The organism is Kocuria sp. CCUG 69068 (assembly GCF_020833785.1).
GTDB lineage: Bacteria > Actinomycetota > Actinomycetes > Actinomycetales > Micrococcaceae > Kocuria > Kocuria rosea.
The window spans coordinates 1-18,976 of the sequence record NZ_PDDL01000069.1; the positions used below are offsets into that span (position 1 = coordinate 1).

Sequence of the window (18,976 nt, forward strand, 5' to 3'; positions counted from 1 at the left end):
CGCGGCCCTGCTGGCGGGCACCCAGCGGGTGGCCGACCGGTGCCGGCTGGACCCGGTCGCCGACTGCGGCTGGGGGCGGCCGGTGGTGCCCGAGGCCTCCGTGCTGGGCCTGGACCGGCCGGCGCCCGCGGAGCTGCGGGCCCGGTGCGAGGCGGGGCTGGGCCGCCGCTACCCGGGCCGCCGCATGACACGGGCCGTGCGGGACCGGCTGGAGCAGGAGCTGGGGGTGATCGAGGACCTCGGCTTCGCCTCCTACTTCCTCACCGTGGCCGAGGTCTCCGCGATGATCGGGCAGATGGGGGTCCGCCACGCCGCCCGCGGCTCGGGGGTGTCCTCGCTCGTCAACTATCTGCTCGACGTCTCCCAGGTGGACCCGCTCGAGCACGAGCTGCTCTTCGAGCGCTTCCTCTCCAACGACCGCTCGACCCTCCCGGACATCGACATCGATGTCGAGTCGGCCGAGCGCCACCGCGTCTACCGGCGGATCTTCGAGCGCTTCGGCCCCGAACGGGTGAGCCTCATGAGCATGCAGAACGCCTACCGGGCCCGCGGTGCCGTCCGGGACGCCGGGCTGGCGCTCGGCATCGACCCCGAGACCGTGGACGGCGCGGCCAAGCAGCTGTGGCACCTGCCGGCCTCGGCGCTGCGGGAGACCATCGCCCGCCAGCCGGAGCTGCGGGACTTCGCCGAGCAGGTGGCCCAGGAGAAGCAGCTCGACCTCCTCGTGGACCTCACCGAGCGCCTGGACCGGCTGCCCCGGCACATCTCCATGCACCCGTGCGGGGTGATCCTGGGGGACCTGAGCCTCCTGGACCGCACCCCGGTGCAGTCCAGTGGGACGGGGATGCCCATGAGCCAGTTCGACAAGCACGACATGGACCCCATGGGCATGCTCAAGCTCGACATCCTCGGCGTGCGGATGCAGTCGGCGCTCGCCCACGCCGTCGACGAGGTGGCCCGCACCCACCCGGACCGGCCCCGCCTGGACCTCGAGGCGATCCCCGTGGACGACGGGAGGACGTTCGAGCTCATCCGCTCGACCCACACCCTGGGGTGCTTCCAGATCGAGTCCCCGGGCCAGCGCGAGCTCATCGGCAAGATGGCGCCCACGAGCTTCCGCGACCTCATCGTGGACATCTCCCTGTTCCGTCCCGGGCCGATGCACTCGGACATGGTGCGCCCCTACCTGGAGCACCGCCACGGCTGGTCCGCGCCCGTCTCGATCCACCCGTCCCTCGACCCGATCCTCGCCGAGACCCACGGCGTGACCGTCTTCCACGAGCAGGTCCTGCGCATCCTCGACACCTTCACCGGATGCGGTCTCGCCCGGGCCGACGAGCTGCGCCGCCGGCTGGGCTCCGAGCGCCAGCTCGAGGTGGAGGAGTTCTTCCGCGAGCGGGCCCGTGCGCGGGACTACCCCCTGGACGTGGTGGACAGGGTCTGGGAGACCCTGGCGGCGTTCGGCTCGTTCGGCTTCTGCAAGGCCCACGGCGCGGCGTTCGCGGTGCCCACCTACCAGTCCGCGTGGCTGAAGGCCCACCACCCGGAGGCGTTCCTCGCGGGGCTGTGGGAGCACGATCCCGGGATGTACCCCAAGCGCCTGCTCGTGGGGGAGGCGCGACGGATGGGCATCCCCGTCCTGCCCATGGACGTCAACCGCTCCGACGAGCACTACCGCGTGGAACGGCTCGACGACGACCCCGCCCGCCTGGGCGTACGCCTGGCCCTCACCGGGATCCACGGGGTCTCCCGGGCCGAGGTCCGCCGGATCGTGGCGGGGCAGCCCTACGCCTCGCTCGCCGAGCTGCGGCAGCGGGCCCGTCCGGCCCGGCGCACCCTCGAGCGCCTCGCCGCCGTGGGGGCCTTCGACGGCCTGCTGCGCCGCTCCGGCGGGCCCGCTTCCCGCGCCGACCTGGTGCACGCCCTGCGGACCCGGGCGGACAGCGGCCGGCCCGCCCGGCCGGACGGGGAGGTCGAGGGGCAGCTGGCCCTTCCGCTCGGGGACCTCGAGCTGCGCGCCCTGCCCGCGGAGCGCCCCGAGCCCACCCTGGCGGAGAAGGTCCGCACCGAGCTAAACCTGCTCGCGGTGGACGTCTCGGCGCACCTGCTGGAGAGCTGGGCGCCCCTGCTCGGCGAGCTCGGGGTCACGCCCGCGGAGCGGCTGCTGGAGCTGCGCAACCGGTCCGAGGTGCTCGTGGCGGGGGTGCGGGTCTCGACCATGACCCCGCCCATGCGCAGCGGCCGGCGGGTGGTCTTCGTCAGCCTCGACGACGGCACGGGCGCGGTGGACTGCGCCTTCTTCTCCGACGCCCAGGCCCGCTCGGGGCAGCACCTGTTCGGCACGCGGATGCTGCTGGTGCGGGGCCGGACGCGGCGCACCGGACCGCGGGGGATCAGCATCAGCGCCGAGCAGGCCTGGGACCTCGCCGACCCCGGAACCCCGGCCGCGGTGCGCGCCCCGGCCCCGCCTAACCTGCGGGGAGCCGGGGCAGGATGAGCCGGGAGACCGTCCGGATCCAGGGGTTTCACTCTCGGTGAAGCCATTGGCCAGCGAACTGATTGCCAGTATGGTTACTAATAACAGCGGACGAGCTGCACCCCGCCTCCCCGGGCGGAGATCGTCCGCGGCGAGCCCCCCGTCCAGGGGAGCCCGTTGCCTCGCAGAATAGAGAAGGAGTTCTCATGGCTACGTACGACGTGAACGCACTGCTGTCCGCCACCGCCTACGGGTCGGACGGCGACAAGATCGGCAAGGTCGAGCAGGTCTTCCTGGACGACAACACCGAAGAGGTCACCTTCGTGACCGTCAACACCGGTCTGTTCGGCACCAAGGAGAGCTTCGTCCCCGCCGACGGCGCCCAGCAGGACGGCGACCGCCTCGTCCTTCCCTACACCAAGGACGTCGTCAAGGACGCCCCGAACGTGGACGCGGACCAGCACCTCTCCCCGGCCGAGGAGGAGGAGATCTACCGCTACTACAAGATGAACTACTCCGGCACCGACGACCGCGACCGCACCGACCGTGACCGCACCGCCGGGACCGCCGGCGCCGCAGGTCTCGCCGACCGCGACGACCGCTACGCCGCGGACACCGACCGCAACGCCGTCCCGGCGACCGGCACTGCTGGCTACCCCGAGAACGACGGGTACGCCGACACCGACCGTGACCGTGACCGCACTGCCGGGATCACCGACGTCGACCGCGACCGCACCGCCGGGCTCACCGACCGTGACCGCACCGACAGTGTCGACAACGGCGTGGTCCGCCACGAGGAGCAGCTGCACGTCGGCAAGGAGCGCCAGGAGACCGGCCGCGCCCGTCTGCGCAAGTACGTGGTCACGGAGAACGAGTCCGTGGACGTGCCCCTCGAGCGCGAAGAGGTCCGTGTCGAGCGCACCCCGCTGAGCGGCACCGAGGCCACCGCCGGCACCATCGGCGAGGAGGACGTCGAGGTGACCCTCCACGAGGAGCGTCCCGTCGTCGCCAAGGAGACCGTGGGGGTCGAGAAGGTCGGCCTGGAGAAGGAGACCGTCCGCGACACCGAGCGCGTCGACGCCGAGGTCCGCAAGGAGCAGGTCGAGGTCGAGACGGACGCCGAGCGCGGCACCGGCCTGACCGACCGCGACCGCGGCACCGGCCTGACCGACGACGATCGCCGCGACCGCATCTGATCGCACCCGATCGACTCCGGGGCCCCCGTCACCGTTCCGGTGACGGGGGCCCCGTCGTCGTGCCGGACGCGGTTCACCCCGCTGCCCGCCGGGCCTGCGTGCCGGGCACGGCCGCGTAGTAGACCAGGCCCAGCGCGACCACCGCCGCGGCCGCCACGTACATCCCCCGGTAGCCCAGCGCAGGGACCAGGGCCCCCATGAGCATCGGGCCCAGCGCCACGCCCACGTCCATGCACAGGAAGTAGGTCGAGGTGGACAGCCCCACGCGGGTGAGCGGGGCCGATCGGACCGCGGCGGCCTGGGCCGCCGAGAGCACCGCCCCGTAGCCCACGCCCAGCACCGTGCCCGAGGCGAGCACGAGGAACGGCGAGTCCGCGGCCGCGAGCAGCAGCAGCGCCACCACGAAGAGCAGCAGCGACGGGTACAGCACCGCGTTGTCCCCGCGCCGGTCCTGCAGCCGGCCCGCGAACGGGCGGCTCACCAGGACGGTGACGGCGTAGGCCACGAAGTACGCGCCCGCGGGGCCCACGAGGTCCGCCTGCACGGCGAACGGGTTGAGGAAGGACAGGACCGCCGAGTACCCCACGCCCACGAAGAGCATGAGCGCCGAGACGGGCAGGGCCCGCGCCTCCACGAACTGCCCCACGGAGAAGGACCGCAGCCCCGCCCGCTGCTCGGCGGAGAGGCTCAGCTCGGGGACCCGGGTGACGGCTCCCACGGCGAGGCCCAGCAGGGCGACCGCCGCGCACACCCCGAAGAGCGTGTCGTAGCCCACCGCCGTGGACAGGCTCAGTCCCGCCAGGGGACCCAGCGCGGCGGCCAGGGTGGTGGAGAGCATGAAGTACCCGGTGCCCTCGCCCCGCCGGTGCGCGGGGATGAGGGCCTGGACGGACGCGGGCAGCACGGTGGTGGCCATGCCGAAGCCCACGCCGTTGAGCACCCGCACCACCAGCAGGCCCCAGAAGCCGGTGTCGAGCAGGTAGGCGGCGGCGCACAGCGCCAGCAGCACGAGCGCGGCGAGCAGCACGCGCCGGCGCCCGAGCAGCTCCATGTACTTGCCGGTGAGCAGCCGCGCCAGGACCGCCCCGACGATGAAGGCACTCGTGGCCACCCCGGCCAGCGCCTCGTCCGTGCCGAAGCGCTCCATGGCGTAGAGCGCCATGACGGTCATCAGCAGGTAGAAGTTCATGGAGATGAGGAACTGGCCCGCCCACATCAGCACGAAGCCGGCGGTCCACAGCCGGTGCGGCGGGGGAGAGGGCACCTCCCCTCCCGGTGCGGGCGGGTCGGGCGGTCCGGGAACGTCTGCGGGCATCGGGTGGCCTCACCTCCGCCGGCCATCATCTCACCGCCGCGGTCCCCACCGGCCGACAGGTACCATCGATGCAGTGCGCGCCGCCCGCCGGTGCCGCTGCCACGCGCCCCCCGTACCGGTGCGTGCCGATCCCGACCCGAGGAGCACCTTCCCCATGACCACCGTGCCCGAGCACCAGCCCGAGTCCGCCCCCCTCACGATCACCGTCGACGGCGAGCAGCGCACGGTGGGGACCGGGACGTCCGCCGCGGACCTGTACCGCGAGGACCGCTCCGTGGTGGTGGCCCGGGTCAACGGCGTGCTCAAGGACCTCGCCACCGGGCTGGCCGACGGGGACGCCGTGGAGAGGGTGCTGATCTCCGAGCCCGAGGGCCTCGAGGTGCTGCGCCACTCCGCCGCCCACGTCATGGCCCAGGCCGTGCAGCAGCTGCACGAGGACGCCAAGCTCGGCATCGGCCCGTACATCACCGACGGCTTCTACTTCGACTTCGACGTCGAGCAGGCGTTCACGCCCGAGGACCTCAAGGCCATCGAGAAGCGGATGCAGCGGATCGTGAACTCCACCCAGTCCTTCCGCCGCCGTGCGGTGAGCGAGGAGGAGGCCCGCGCCGAGATGGCGGACGAGCCGTACAAGCTCGAGCTCATCGGCCTGTCCCAGGGCCCCGGCTCCGGCGCGGACGTGGACGCCGCCGCGGAGGGCGCCTCCGTGGAGGTCGCCGCCGGCGAGCTGACGATCTACGACAACGTGGACCGCAAGACCGGGGAGACGGTCTGGAAGGACCTGTGCCGCGGCCCGCACCTGCCGGACACCAAGCTGATCGGCAACGGCTACGCCCTGATGCGCTCGGCCGCCGCCTACTGGCGCGGCTCCGAGAAGAACAAGCAGCTCCAGCGCATCTACGGCACCGCGTGGCCGTCCAAGGAGGACCTCACCGCGTACAAGAACCGCCTCGCCGAGGCGGAACGGCGCGACCACCGCCGGCTCGGCTCGGAGATGGACCTGTTCTCCTTCCCCGACGAGCTCGGCTCCGGCCTTCCGGTGTTCCACCCCCGGGGCGGGATCATCCGCAAGACCATGGAGGACTACTCCCGCGAGCGGCACACGGAGGCCGGCTACGAGTTCGTCTACACCCCGCACATCACCAAGGGCCACCTCTACGAGGTCTCCGGCCACCTCGACTGGTACCGCGAGGGCATGTTCCCCGCGATGCACGTGGACGAGGAGCGGGACCCGCAGACCGGGGAGCTGACCAAGCAGGGCCAGGACTACTACCTGAAGCCCATGAACTGCCCGATGCACAACCTCATCTTCCGCTCCCGGGGCCGCTCCTACCGGGAGCTGCCGCTGCGCCTGTTCGAGTTCGGGCAGGTCTACCGGTACGAGAAGTCCGGCGTGGTGCACGGCCTGACCCGGGTGCGGGGCATGACCCAGGACGACGCCCACATCTACTGCACCCGGGAGCAGATGAAGGCGGAGCTGACCACCACGCTCGGCTTCGTGCTGGACCTGCTCAAGGACTACGGGCTGGACGACTTCTACCTCGAGCTCTCCACCAAGGACCCCGAGAAGTTCGTGGGCTCGGACGAGCTCTGGGAAGAGGCCACGAACACCCTCGCCGAGGTCGCGGCCGAGTCCGGGCTGGACCTGGTCCCGGACGCCGGCGGCGCCGCGTTCTACGGCCCGAAGATCTCGGTGCAGGCCAAGGACGCGATCGGGCGGACCTGGCAGATGTCCACCATCCAGCTCGACTTCAACCTGCCGGAGCGCTTCGACCTGGAGTACCAGGCCGCCGACGGCACCCGGCAGCGGCCCGTGATGATCCACCGTGCCCTGTTCGGCTCCGTGGAGCGGTTCATGGGGGTGCTCGTGGAGCACTACGCCGGGGCGTTCCCGGCGTGGCTGGCCCCCGTTCAGGTCGTGGCGATCCCGGTGGCCGAGGCCTTCAACGACTACCTGCAGGGCGTGGTGGACACGCTGCGGGCCCGCGGTGTGCGCGTGGAGCTCGACGCGGGCTCGGACCGGTTCCCCAAGAAGATCCGCACCGCCTCCAAGGAGAAGGTCCCGTTCGTGCTCATCGCGGGCGGGGAGGACGCGGAGGCGAACGCCGTGTCCTTCCGCTTCCGCGACGGCTCGCAGGACAACGGCGTCCCGGTCGGCGAGGCCGTGGAGCGGATCGTGGCGCACGTCCAGCGGCGGATCAACGAGGAGCCGACGGCCGCCGCCGCCGAGGACCCCAGCGCCGCCGCGGAGACGGCCGGGGTGGGGCAGTGACCGGTACGGGGCCCGACGCCGGGCCCCCGCACCACTGGATCCGCCAGGACGAGTTCGAGATCCCCGGGGTGCCCGACAGCTTCCAGCGGCTGTGGACCCCGCACCGGCTCGCGTACGTGCGCGGCGAGGACCCGTCCGTGCGGGAGGACCCCGGGTGCCCGTTCTGCAACGGCCCGCAGCGCGCGGACGAGGAGTCGCTGATCGTCCACCGCGGCGAGCACTGCTTCGTGATCCTCAACCTGTTCCCGTACAACCCCGGCCACCTCATGGTCTGCCCGTACCGGCACGTGGCCGATCTGACGGAGCTCGAGCCGGCGGAGCTGCGGGAGCTCACGGACCTGACCCGCACCGCGGTCGCCACGATCCGCGGCGTCGCGTCCCCGCACGCCTTCAACGTGGGCATCAACCTGGGGGCCGCGGCCGGCGGCTCCCTCTCGGGGCACCTGCACCAGCACGTGGTGCCGCGCTGGAACGGGGACGCCAACTTCATGCCGGTCCTCGCCGGGACCAAGGCCATCATGCAGACCCTCGGGGACACCCGCCAGGACATCGCCGACGCCTGGCCCGCGGCCTGATCCGCGTCGTCGTCACACCCGGGGCGTCCGCCCCCGGGCGCCGCGGCGCTCAGCCGCGGGCGTCCCGGGCGGGAGCACCGCGCCGCCGGTGGACGAACTCCTCCCGCGCCTGGAGTCCGCGCCGCTCCAGCAGCGCGCCGAGGTGCGGGCGGCGTCCCAGCAGGGCCTCGAAGGCCTCCATCGGGGCGGTCTCGTTGCCCCGGGAGAGCACCTCCTCGGCGAAGCGCCGCCCGTTCTCCCGGGTCGGTCCGCCGCGGGACGCGAACCACTGCGCCGTGTCGGCGTCGAGGATCTCGGACCAGATGTAGGAGTAGTAGCCCGCGGAGTAGCCGCCGGCGAAGATGTGCTTGAAGTACCCGGTCCGGTAGCGCGGGGCGATGCCGTCCACGTCCACCCCGGCGCGGGCGAGCGCCTCCTGCTCCACGGTCCGGGGGCCCGGCAGCTCGGCGGGGTCCTCGATCCCGTGCCACGCGAGATCCAGGTAGGTCGAGGCGAGGTACTCGACGGTCCGGTAGCCCTGCCCGTGCGCGGAGGCCTCCCGCAGGCCCGCGAGGGTCTCTTCGGGGATCGGCTCGCCCGTGCGGTGGTGGCGGGCGTAGTGCCGGAGCACCTCCGGGTGCAGCACCCACATCTCGTGCACCTGGGAGGGGTACTCCACGAAGTCCCGGGGCACCTTCGTCCCGGAGAACGAGGGCAGGTGCACGTCGGAGAGCAGCCCGTGCAGCGCGTGTCCGAACTCGTGGAAGACCGTCACCACCTCGTCCAGGGTCAGCAGCTTGGGCCTGCCCGCGGGCGGCCGGGTGAAGTTCGCGTTGTTGACGACGACGGGGCGCTGACCGGTCAGCCGGTTCTGGTGCACCAGCGATCCCATCCAGGCGCCGCCCTGCTTGGTGGGCCGCGTGAACCAGTCGCCCAGGAACAGCCCCACGCCGCGGCCCGCCTCGTCGGTGACCTCCCACACCCGCACCTGCGGCAGGTAGCCGTCCAGGTCGGGACGCTCGGTGAAGACCAGCCCGTAGAGCTCCCGGGCGGTGCGGAAGATCCCGTGCTCCAGCACGGACTCCAGCTCGAAGTGCTCCCGCAGCGCGGAGGCGTCCACGGCGTAGCGCTCCCGGCGCAGCCGCTCGGCCCAGAACGGCCAGTCCCACGCCTCGATCGGGTGCCCGGCCAGCTGCTCGAGCTCCGCCCGCTCCTCGAGGGCGTTGCGCACGGCGGGGCCGGTGATCCGCTCCAGCATCTCGTGCACCGCCTCCTGGGACGGGGCTGTGTTCCCGGCCATGACGTGGTCGCCGTGGCTGCGGTAGCCGAGCAGCCCGGCCTGCTCCGCGCGCAGCCGGGCGATCCGGGCGGCCACGGGCAGCAGGTCCGTGCGGCTCTGCGAGCCCTCGCCGCCGTGCTCGCCGGTGCCGCGGTTGACGGCGGCCAGATGGATCCGCCGGCGCAGCGCGCGGTCCGTGAGCACCGACAGCACGGGCTGCACGGTGAACAGCGAGGGCGTGAGCAGGTACCGGCCCGGCATCCCGTTCTCGGCGGCCGCGGAGGCGGCGGCCTCGACGTCCGTGGGGGACAGCCCGTCCAGCTCCGCTGGGTCGTCGACGACCACGGCGGAGGCGTTGACCTCCCGGATCAGGTCGTTGCCGTAGCCGATGCTCAGCTCCGAGAGCTCGTCGTTGATCTCCCGGAGCCGCCGCTGGTCGTCCAGGGTCAGCTCCGCGCCGGAGTTCGCGAACCAGGAGACGTACTCGTCCAGGGCGCGCAGCTGCCACGGCTCCAGGTCGGTGCGGTCCACCCGCCGGACCCGGGCGTAGAGCTCCTTGTTGAGCGTGAAGTCCGCCTTGTGCTCCGACAGCCGCGGGGCGAGCTCCTGGTAGATCCGCTGGATGCCCTCCGTGTTGTGCGCCGCGGTCAGCGTGAAGAAGACCGACTCGACCCGGTCCAGGGCCAGGCCCCCGCGTTCGAGGGCCTCGATGGTGTTGGCGAAGGTGGGCGGGTCCGGGTCGTCCAGGATCGCCCGCACGCACTCGAGGTCCTGGGCCATCGCCGCCTCGAAGGCCGGCAGGAAGTGCTCCTCCTTGATCCGCCCGAAGTCGGGCAGCTCGTAGGGGAGCGGGCTGGGGCGCAGGAGTGGGTTGTCCAAGGGCCGGCTTCTGTCGTGGTGGGCGGACGGGTGCGACCAAGACTAGCCTCCCGGTGCAACGGGTGTGGACGCGGGTGCCGCCGCCGATGACGACGTCGACGACCCCTGACGGATCGGCCAGACTGGACCTCGCCCCGAGGGTCACTGACGGTTTCGGGAGTGGCCGCAGAGTTGCCTGCGTCCGGAGAAGGAGTGCCGTGCTCATGACCCACCGAGCGCCGGATTACGACGTCGTCATTGCCGGCGGTGGACTTGCCGGGCGCAGCCTCGCCTATTTCCTGAGCCGGGAACCAGGGCTGTCCGGGGCGCGGATCCTCCTCATCGACGACGCCGGAGATCGATACCCCCACCGCTCCCTGATCTACTGGCACGACGACGCCCTCCCGCTGCCACTGACGCCCGCAGCCACGTTCAGGAGCCTCGCGGTTGACGCAGGACCTGCCCAGCGGGTGCTGCCGCTCGAGCGCCACCGCCTGTGCCTCACCTCGTCCCGGACCGTTTTCCGATGCCTCGACGACGTCATCGATGCCAACCCTCAGATCAGCCGTCTCGACGCACGAGTTTCACGAGTACGGGCCCATGCCGACTCGGTGGACGTGGCCCTCTCCGACGGCCGGCTCGTCACGGCATCCCACTGCTTCGACAGCACCTTGCCCCCACCGGGATCAAGGCACCGCTGCTCATGTCGGGTGAGGTTCGTCGGGTGCGGACTGCGCACGACTCCTTCGACCCGTCGACTGCCACCTTCATCGATTTCCGGTCCGGTGAACACGACCCCGTGCACTTCCACTGCGTCCTGCCGCTCTCAGCCCGAGAAGCCGTCGTCGAAGTCACCCGGATCATGCCGGGGAAGGCTCACACCCCGGAATTCTCGTTCGAACAGGCAACGTCGGACTACCTGCGCAAGGTCTGGGGTGTGAACGAGTACTCGTCGTTGTCCGTGGAGCGAGGGTCCATCCCCCTGGGCATCCGCCCCAGTCCTCCCCGCGGCCGCCATGTGCGCACCGGATGTCCCGCCGGGGCCGTCAAGGCCACCACGGGCTACGGCTTCACCCGGATCCTTCGTCAGACCCAACACTTCGCCTCCACGCTGGCCTCCACCGGGTCACCTGACGCTCCCCGGCCGTCCCCACGCTTCCGCTGGTACGACAGGCACTTGCTCAAGATGTGGGAGCACGACCCCGAACACGCGGTGCACTTCATGAAAGCCGCGTTCACCTCCGGCGATGCTGATCTCGTCCTCGACTTCCTCGACGAACGGACCACGTTCGCACAGGAACGGCGGCTGCTCGGGTCCATGCCGGTCACGATGCTCCTGCAGCCGCGTCTTTGGATCTGAGCCCGTCATCAGGACCTCTCGTCCGGCCGAACCGGAACACCAACGGTCGGCACGCGGTCGCAACAGTTCCGACACCGGGGCACGGGGATCGCTGCGGGCCCCCGACGTCGTAGCACCATGCCCGCAACGGGAGGTGGGGCTGTGCGCGGGTTTCGACGGCCGGGCTGTGCCGTTGAGCGCGCGGACGACGGCAGCCACGCTGTGGCGGTGTCCGGGATGGATAGACTTGGGGAGTGCTTCAGGAGTGAGGCGTAGAGAATCCAGGGTGCGTGGCCGCCACCGGATATTTTTTGGGGGTCGTCATGGCTTCTTCGGACCGGACGTCGCAGGCCGACCCCGTCGGACTGACCGAGATCGCCGATGCGCTGGTGGGCCTGGGGGAACAGCTGCGCAATGCATCGGCCGACACCCTCGTGAAAGCGGTGATCGAGCACGCGGTGGAGGCGCTGCCGGGGGCGCGGTGGGCGAGCATCACCACGCTGCGCCAGGGGAGGTTCCGGACCCTGGCCACCACCGCGGAGACGGCGTGCGCGGCGGACGCGCTGCAGTACGAGCTGGGGGCGGGCCCGTGCGTGGACAGCGTGCTGGAGGACAGCGTGCACTGCTCGGCGGATCTGGCCCACGACCCCCGGTGGCCGGTGTACGGGGCCCGCGTCGCGGAGGAGCTCGGGGTGCGCAGCGCGCTGGCCTACCGATTGACCCTGGTGGCGGATCCGGAGCTGATCGCGGGACTGAACCTCTACTCCGACGTGACCGACGCCTTCGACGAGCACACCCAGTGGGCGGGCACGCTGCTGGCCACGCACGCCGCGTGGGCGGTGTCCATGGAGTTGAGCCGGCAGCGGGCCGAGAACCTGGAGGCCGCGCTGCGGTCCAACCGGGAGATCGGCACCGCGATCGGGGTGCTGATGGCCCAGCACAAGCTCACCCGGGACCAGGCCCACGAGCTGCTGCGGGTGGCCAGTCAGGACAGCAACCGGAAGATGGCCGAGATCGCCACCGAGGTCGTCGAGACCGGGGAACTCTCCCTGCCGCGCCGGCCCGCTCGTTCTGCACCGCGGTCCCGGGACCGCTGAGGTCACCTGCTCGTGCAGGGGTGCGTCAGGACTCCTCTGCGCTGTCCTGGTCCTGAGTGCTGTGCTCGTCCTGCCCGGTGCCGTCCTGGTCGTCGTGGTCGAGCAGGTCCGAGGTCTGCGGGATCCGCTGGGGCCGCTGCTCGTCCAGGAGCTCGTTGGTGGCATGTGCCAGCAGATCGCGCTGCAGGACCGGCAGGGTCAGGGAGTGGTGGAGAAAGGCATCGACCTCCATCTCCCCGGCGTCACCGCCGATGCTGAAGTAGTGCATCCACAGCTGCCCCACCTCGATCCCGGCGGCCTCGAGGGCCTGGCGCACCAGGTGGGCCTGCTGGCGGCCTGCAGCACTGTCGTCCATCGCCACCGCACTCCTCAGCTGGTCGTGTCCACGGCTCGTTCCACGACCCGGCGCGCGATCTGCGCCAACGGCCGGCCCTGAGCCTGGGAAGCGCCGATCAGCATCCGCCGGGCGGTCTCTTGATCGGTGGCGTGGCGCTCCATCAGCATCCCGGTGGCGGTCTCCACCGCGGTGCGGTTGGTGATGGCCTGTTGCAGCGAGGCGCTGAGCCGGTGCGGGGTGTCACTGCCCTGGGCCGCTCCGAGCAGGGTGCCGGCGGCGGAGGCCAGCAGCACCAGCTGCTGCTCCGCCCGGGCGCTGAACGCGTTCCCGGCGGTGGCGTAGATCTTCATCGCCCCCAGGCAGTTGTCCCGGTAGAGCACCGGGGCGCTGAGCACCGAAGCGATCCCAGCCCCGGCCGCCGTGCGGGACCACTCCGGCCACCGAGTATCCGCGGCGGTGTCCTCAAGGCGCTGGACGGACTCGGTGGCCCAGGCGCTCAAGCACGGGCCGAGCCCGAGCTCGTACTGGGCTGTGTCGGCGGTCTGCACCAGGGTGTCGGTGGCCGCGGTGGAGGTCCGGCGTCCGGTCTCGTCGATCAGCGAGACCCCGGCCCCGGCCGCGGAGTCGATCAGATCCCGGGCCGCCAGGGCGAGCTGGGCGGCAGCGGCCTGAGCTGATTCCTGGCTCAGCAGCATCCCCTGGATCCGGGCGAAGACCGCGCTCAGATCGGTGGCGTCTGCTGCAGCAGCGGTAGTGGGTTCCATTGGGGGCTCCCCGGTCGGTCGGGCAATTCCGGGCCCACGCAGGACGCGCGAGCCTGGGCGTCACCCCGTGCAGGGGACCAACAGTGCTCGGCCGTCCCTCGTCCTCAACGATACGCCAGCAAGGATCCGCCGGAGCAGCACCCGGACCGGCACGGCGTCCCCGATCACTGGTGCCGGGGAGATGTCCGGGCAGATCCATTCCCCGGCTGTCGCGTCGGGAATGGTCTAGGCTGTGACGTGGTCGAACAGCCGGCCCCACCCTCCCTCTTCCCGGGGGACCGCCGTGAAAGATCTGCTGTGTCCGACCCCAAACTCTCTGTGCTGGTGCGCGTGGACCTCGACGGCCGGCACCTGCGCCTGATCGTCACCGGGTGCCTGAGCGCCGCCAACCAACAGGCCCTGCACCCGGTCATCGAGCGGGCTCGCACCCTCACCCCCGCCGCGGAGGTCCTCGTCGAACTCACCGCGGGCGGTCCCCCAGGACCGGCGGCCGTGGCGCTGTTGCGCGCCGGCATCGACCAGCAGTGCCGCGATCGTCCCGGGGGGGGGGCGGGTGAAGCTCGTGCTGCCGGAACCAGGGGCAATCACCGACCGGCGGCCGCGGGCCGAGGGCGGTCTGCTCAGCGGGACCGGTCGGGCGGCACGTGCCGGGTGGGACGCTCGGTGAAGGTCGTGGTGTTCGGGGCGGACACGGACGTCGGCCGTGAGACCGTCACGGACCTCGTCTTCCGGGGACACCGGGTCAGCGCCGTGCTCACTGATCCGGCCCAGGCACCGGCGGAGTGGGCCGACCGGGTGCACCTGCGCGTCGGGGACCCGTTGGACGCGGCCGTGATCGACGCGGCTGTGGCGGACAACGAGGTGGTGATCGACGTGCTGTGCGCCGCACGCAGCCGGCGGCGGCCGAACCTCACCGTGGACGCGACCCGCGCCATCGTGGACAGCATGGCCGGCCACGGGCGCACCCGGTACATCGGTCTGCAGCCGGCGACCCTGGTCGACCACACCCGCTACCCGGACACCTGGCGGCGGACCGCCCGGCTGCTATGGCAGGGGTGGTGCCCCCAGCTGTGCCGGGAGGCGGCCGCCGACTTCCATGCCATCGCCTCCTCCGCACTGAGCTGGACGCTCGTGCGCCACGCGCCGCTGACGGACGGACCGGTACGCGGGGTCCGCCACATCGGGATGACCCACCGGGACGTGGTGGGGCCCTCGATCACCCGCGCCGACACCGCCCGGTTCCTGGCCGCCCAGGCGCTGGAGACCACCTACATCTGCGCCGCCCCGGCCATCAGCAATTGACCCCCCAGGACCCCACGGGATTCGTGGTGGTGCTGAACCGCAGGCGGCGGCCGGGTCGTTCCGAGCGCCTGCCTCGTGTGGCGAGCACCACGACCGGACGCCTCCTCTCCTTCCCGCCAGGGGAGGGTGGTGAGCCGGCCGCAGCACCACGGACCTGACAGGGGGCAGCGCGTGGCTCGGAACGCTCCGGGCCCTGCGTCCGGGACGGCGGTGGAACCACCGTCCCCTGCTTCAAGCCGGCACCACTACGACCTCGGGCGCGACGGCGGGGAGGTGGAGATGCAGGCCTACCTGCACGAGGCCCTGCACCTGTCCCGCCTCCAGCGCAATGTCCTCGACCGCGCCGCCCACGAACTCATCACCTACTGACCCGCCGCACAGGCTTGCTCATCACGGGGTGGTGGTAGCACCGCTCCCACAGGGCGCACCCAAACCTGTCGACCGGTGCAGGGCCGGTGCAGGAAAGCGGCGGTGATGACGGGGTGGCCAACGGCAGGGTCACCTGGGAATCTGCATGGTCTCCTCGTCGAGGTCCTCGAGCACCCACTCCGAGAGCTGTCCGGCCGGGACGACGACCGTACCGGCTCGAGGCTGCTGGTCCTGCTGGGTCGGTGCGGGAACGTTATCGGCCTCGGCGATGTAGACGGCCAGCGCTGCCGCGTAGCCGCTCGCCAGGGCCGCCCTGCACGCAGGGTGGTTGGCGTAACCGTGGTGACCCCGATCGGGGCTGCGCAGCTCCAGCCATTGCGCCCGAGGCAGTGCAACAGAAGCGGGAGGGGGTATCCGGCATTGATGCAGGATCCAGGTGACGTCGGCCCAGCGGCCGGCGGGAGTCTCCACCATGGGGTAGTAGGTGGCGATCCAGTGGGCGGGGGAATGGGGGCGCAGTTCGACTGCCAGAGCCCCGGAGACAGAGGATGTCATGCCTTTTTCCTGTTCACAGGTCAAGGATCGAGACGGCCGGGGCTGGACCGCGACGCCGGGTCGGGAGGGAACCCCGTCGGCGATATTCCAGAGTAACCACTGAGCTGATCACTCAGGAAGCAAACTGAACAAGATGACAGCGACTCGTTTCTCAAGCCATGGGTTATGAGGCATATCGGTTGCAAGACATCCAGTGGATTTGCTCGATCGGGGTGTTGCTGTGTCTTCGCACGGGGCTGACAACGATCGCCCCCGTCGTGAGGGCATCCGGGCGGGCTTGACTCCCTTCGGGGTCGGTTGGTGCCGTTTCCTAGGTCATCAGGTGTGTCGCGGGCAGTCTGGTTGCACCCGCGCAGGAGGTTGGTAGCGGGGTATCGAGGTGCGGAAAGCCTCCGGGTGAGGTGATGGCTTGGAGTAGTCTCAGCACTTCTTGTATCAAGGGCCCCTTGTCCGCGCGGCGGTACACCGCATAGATCTGGGTGACCGGCACCTCGTGCAGCGTGATCGTCTGCAACCCGGCGCCTGCCTCCAGGCCCAGGGGTAGAGGCATGACCGCCACCCCCTGGCCACGGAGGATCTCCTGGCGGAGCGCGGAGACGCTTTGGGCGTCGCAGGGTACCAGGCGGGCTTGTGCCAGAGGGCGAACGTCTGCCAACCAACCAGCCGACATCAACGACAGAGGCACGGCCCCATGGTGCAGCAGAGGCAGCCCTGCGAAGTCCTCGACGTTGACGGCTCCGGCCTCCGCGAGAGGGTGCCGGTCGGGCACGACGCCGACCCGCATGACGGTGCCGAGGGGCCGGGACTCCAGGGCTGGATGTGCAATCTCCGTTGGGCTCCAGAGGATGTCGACCATGTCGTTGAGCAGACAATCGAGAGTGCTCCCGTAAGGGACTCCGATGCAGTGGATCTCGACCCCGGGAATGCGCCTCCGCAGCGCTTGGATCGGACCGGTCAACGACCGTGTCATGGGTTGAGCGCTGATGATGCCGGGGACGCCGATGCGCACTACTGCCCGGATCGGGGTGTGGGCGGCTGCTCGGGCGGCTGCCTGGGCGGCTCGGGCCTGGTCCATCACTGCAGTGGCGTGACCGGCGAATTGCCATCCTGCGGCGGTGAGTGCGGTGGTGCCGGTGGGACCGCGGTCGATGAGGCGGGCGCCGATCTGATGCTCCAGACGCTGGAGACGTTTGGACAGCGCGGGCGAGGTCAGATGCAATCGTGTCGCGGCTCGCCCGAAATGCTCTTCCTCGCACAGGATTAGAAAACTGGCCACACACTCCAGGTCCAGTTCCACGCCTGCCCCGTTTCTCCGCAGTGTTATTCACCGCATGCACTTGTCTGGCTCGGTCCGCGGACATCGCGACCGTCGCGCCACCCCATCGTCACTGGTCAAGGGGTGGTTCCAACCCGGACTTGCCAGCTCCGTGGCGCCTCGAGCCGCCGTATCGTGGGCTTATAGGAGCCCCCGTGCGGGCAGGAGCGAAATTCCGTTTCGCGCATTCCTCCAAAGGCGTCATCTGAATTCATGGCTGTGAATTCGTTGGCCCCTTTACGAGCAAAGTTAGTCTCGATCTCTGACGAGGTCCATGAAAATTCAGCGAGTGTCCTTGCAAGACACCCGAATGCAATGCATGTGCAAACAATGGAGTGACATCATGCGCGGCACAAAAAACTTACCCGTTCTTTCACCCGCTCACGGTGCAGAGAACATGGCCGGACATAGGGGAGCAGCCGGAACCAGAAGGCGGTGCGCAACGGGGGTGCTCTCCGTAGGGCTGCTGGCCGGCGTCTGTCTTTTCGTCGGGACCGCACCGGCTCAGGCGGCGACCGGGGTCTCGACCACGGGAGGGATCCTGCGGGTGCAGGCCGCCTCAGGGAAGGCCAACAACATCACGGTCTCCGTGGTCAACGTCCCGCTCCAAGGTCAGCGCTACAAGGTCCGGGACACCGGAGACAGCCTCACCGCAGGCGCCGGATGTGACCAGATCACCTCGAGCACCGTGTACTGCTCCCCGAACAACGTCACCCTGGCCCGTGTGAACGCCGGGGACGGCAACGACACCGTCACCCTTACCGCGAACGTGCCAGTTCCAGCTGAGGTGAACGGCGGCTCCGACAACGACACGGTCACGGGTGGGTCCGCCACTGATGATCTCCGCGGCGACGACGGCAGAGACGTCCTCAACGGTGGGGGCGGCAACGATGACCTATTCGGCGGGGGTGGTAACGACCGCCTGATCGGCAATGCTGGTAACGACCGTCTGTGGGGCGGCGTTGACCATGATCTCCTCTACGGCGAAGCCGGCAACGACACCATGAACGGCGAAGCTGGCAACGACCGCCTGTGGGGCAACGAGGGCATCGACACCCTCAATGGCGGGGCAGGTAACGACGACGCCCTCGACGGGGGGCCGGACAACGATGCCGTCTACGGGGCAGCGGGTAACGACGTTCTCAACGGCCGAGGCGGCAACGACACCTTGGACGGCGGCGACGGCAATGACGCCTTGGGAGGGTGGTCTGGCAAAGACAATCTCTACGGTCGAGCAGGTGACGACAGCCTGAACGGCGACGAGGGTGACGACTACCTGAATGGCGGTGACGGTGACGACACCTTGAGGGGCGGGTTCAACTTCGATCGCCTCGAAGGAAAGGCGGGCAAGGATTCACTGCACGCAGCTGACGGGGTGCCATTCGAAACAGTGGACGGCGGAACGGGCAAGGACATCTGCCAAGCCGATCTCCTTGATGTGGTGATTAGCTGCTGACCCTAGCTCTCGCCCAGAATCGCTTCCCGGAGTGAATACGGAGGCCTCATCAAGTGCGATGGCACCCTGCCATAAGTCCGACTCGCGGGGTGCTGTCGCCCTTCACCTCGAGGCCCAACATCCACCAAAAGTATCCGGGTTGTAACCAAGTGAAATGCCACCGATGGTCAAACATCCGAGGCTGCGGTCGTTGCCGGCCAATTCAGGCGTTACTTTGCGGCCGCTCCACCGTCACTGACACCAGGACCTAGCCTTCTCTAAGATTGCATCCTTCTCCCGCTGGGCAACTAGGAAAAGACTCCAACGAGACGTCTCGCATCCCAGGGGATGCGAGCCCTCTCGTCGCAACTTTTCCGTCTGAAATCGGGACTATCGCAGTAACGGTGTAAGAGGCCCAATCACCCCGTTCGGGGTTGGAGGGTCGACATGAGCGAGAACATCGAGACACTGGTGGACGTGAGCCCACCGACACCCGGTGACGAGCCGGAAGAG

Annotated in this window: 14 protein-coding genes and 1 pseudogene; 9 read left to right on the forward strand and 6 right to left on the reverse strand. The window is 70.2% G+C overall.

All coding sequences use genetic code 11. The annotated features are described in order from the left end of the window. Nucleotides 1-2,497, forward strand: a 2,497-nt coding sequence (dnaE, locus tag CRM73_RS12910; protein ID WP_229587989.1) for a DNA polymerase III subunit alpha, incomplete at its 5' end; no start/stop codon positions are given. A 185-nt stretch (nucleotides 2,498-2,682) separates the two neighbouring features. Continuing rightward, entirely contained in the window at nucleotides 2,683-3,672 is a 990-nt protein-coding gene (locus tag CRM73_RS12915) for a PRC and DUF2382 domain-containing protein (protein ID WP_229587991.1), read from the forward strand. Nucleotides 3,673-3,745: 73 nt separating this feature from the next. On the opposite strand, the gene CRM73_RS12920 is transcribed toward CRM73_RS12915, so the two are convergent. After that, complete coding sequence (locus CRM73_RS12920) at nucleotides 3,746-4,936, reverse strand: MFS transporter (protein ID WP_095650490.1); 1,191 nt, start codon at nucleotides 4,934-4,936, stop codon at nucleotides 3,746-3,748. 205 nt (nucleotides 4,937-5,141) lie between these two features. On the opposite strand from CRM73_RS12920, the gene thrS reads away from it, so the two are divergent. After that, entirely contained in the window at nucleotides 5,142-7,259 is a 2,118-nt protein-coding gene (gene thrS / locus CRM73_RS12925) for a threonine--tRNA ligase (RefSeq protein ID WP_229587994.1), read from the forward strand. Continuing rightward, entirely contained in the window at nucleotides 7,256-7,834 is a 579-nt protein-coding gene (locus tag CRM73_RS12930) for an HIT domain-containing protein (RefSeq protein WP_095650489.1), read from the forward strand. The genes thrS and CRM73_RS12930 overlap by 4 nt, the downstream gene beginning before the upstream one ends. 49 nt (nucleotides 7,835-7,883) lie before the next feature. Here the strand turns inward: CRM73_RS12930 and CRM73_RS12935 are convergent, their stop codons facing one another. Next, nucleotides 7,884-9,971: a M3 family metallopeptidase gene (locus tag CRM73_RS12935; RefSeq protein WP_229587996.1), complete on the reverse strand. Its 2,088-nt coding sequence runs from the start codon at nucleotides 9,969-9,971 to the stop codon at nucleotides 7,884-7,886. Between the two features lie 203 nt (nucleotides 9,972-10,174). On the opposite strand from CRM73_RS12935, the pseudogene CRM73_RS12940 reads away from it, so the two are divergent. After that, a pseudogene (locus tag CRM73_RS12940) lies at nucleotides 10,175-11,310 on the forward strand (lycopene cyclase family protein). Between the two features lie 302 nt (nucleotides 11,311-11,612). Continuing rightward, nucleotides 11,613-12,386 (forward strand): GAF and ANTAR domain-containing protein, encoded by a 774-nt coding sequence (locus CRM73_RS12945; protein WP_229587998.1) that lies wholly within the window; start codon nucleotides 11,613-11,615, stop codon nucleotides 12,384-12,386. Nucleotides 12,387-12,411: 25 nt separating this feature from the next. Here the strand turns inward: CRM73_RS12945 and CRM73_RS12950 are convergent, their stop codons facing one another. After that, nucleotides 12,412-12,741: a hypothetical protein gene (locus CRM73_RS12950; RefSeq protein WP_229588000.1), complete on the reverse strand. Its 330-nt coding sequence runs from the start codon at nucleotides 12,739-12,741 to the stop codon at nucleotides 12,412-12,414. A gap of 14 nt (nucleotides 12,742-12,755) precedes the next feature. Beyond that, a complete protein-coding gene (locus CRM73_RS12955) occupies nucleotides 12,756-13,487 on the reverse strand; it encodes a GAF and ANTAR domain-containing protein (RefSeq protein ID WP_095651890.1) in 732 nt (243 codons plus the stop codon). 297 nt (nucleotides 13,488-13,784) lie between these two features. Here CRM73_RS12955 and CRM73_RS12960 point away from each other — a divergent pair, with 297 nt between their 5' ends. Together CRM73_RS12960 and CRM73_RS12965 are read left to right on the forward strand one after the other, a co-directional pair. Beyond that, entirely contained in the window at nucleotides 13,785-14,789 is a 1,005-nt protein-coding gene (locus tag CRM73_RS12960) for an NAD(P)H-binding protein (protein WP_229588002.1), read from the forward strand. A 210-nt stretch (nucleotides 14,790-14,999) separates the two neighbouring features. After that, nucleotides 15,000-15,158 (forward strand): hypothetical protein, encoded by a 159-nt coding sequence (locus CRM73_RS12965; protein WP_176475402.1) that lies wholly within the window; start codon nucleotides 15,000-15,002, stop codon nucleotides 15,156-15,158. A 129-nt stretch (nucleotides 15,159-15,287) separates the two neighbouring features. Here the strand turns inward: CRM73_RS12965 and CRM73_RS12970 are convergent, their stop codons facing one another. Together CRM73_RS12970 and CRM73_RS12975 are read right to left on the reverse strand one after the other, a co-directional pair. Then, entirely contained in the window at nucleotides 15,288-15,713 is a 426-nt protein-coding gene (locus tag CRM73_RS12970; RefSeq protein WP_229588004.1) for a hypothetical protein, read from the reverse strand. A gap of 310 nt (nucleotides 15,714-16,023) precedes the next feature. Beyond that, nucleotides 16,024-17,010 (reverse strand): LysR family transcriptional regulator, encoded by a 987-nt coding sequence (locus tag CRM73_RS12975; protein ID WP_095651893.1) that lies wholly within the window; start codon nucleotides 17,008-17,010, stop codon nucleotides 16,024-16,026. A 565-nt stretch (nucleotides 17,011-17,575) separates the two neighbouring features. On the opposite strand from CRM73_RS12975, the gene CRM73_RS12980 reads away from it, so the two are divergent. After that, nucleotides 17,576-18,484 carry a calcium-binding protein gene (locus tag CRM73_RS12980; protein WP_176475403.1) on the forward strand — a complete coding sequence of 303 codons (909 nt, stop codon included), beginning with the start codon at nucleotides 17,576-17,578 and terminating at the stop codon, nucleotides 18,482-18,484. Nucleotides 18,485-18,976 lie beyond the last annotated feature (492 nt).

What these genes read in the sequence shown, in the direction of transcription:
- CRM73_RS12950 (WP_229588000.1), bottom strand. Translation starts at nt 12,741, where the DNA reads ATGGACGACAGTGCTGCAGGCCGCCAGCAGGCCCACCTGGTGCGCCAG.
- CRM73_RS12915 (WP_229587991.1), top strand. Translation starts at nt 2,683, where the DNA reads ATGGCTACGTACGACGTGAACGCACTGCTGTCCGCCACCGCCTACGGG.
- thrS (WP_229587994.1), top strand. Translation starts at nt 5,142, where the DNA reads ATGACCACCGTGCCCGAGCACCAGCCCGAGTCCGCCCCCCTCACGATC.
- CRM73_RS12955 (WP_095651890.1), bottom strand. Translation starts at nt 13,487, where the DNA reads ATGGAACCCACTACCGCTGCTGCAGCAGACGCCACCGATCTGAGCGCG.
- CRM73_RS12970 (WP_229588004.1), bottom strand. Translation starts at nt 15,713, where the DNA reads ATGACATCCTCTGTCTCCGGGGCTCTGGCAGTCGAACTGCGCCCCCAT.
- CRM73_RS12945 (WP_229587998.1), top strand. Translation starts at nt 11,613, where the DNA reads ATGGCTTCTTCGGACCGGACGTCGCAGGCCGACCCCGTCGGACTGACC.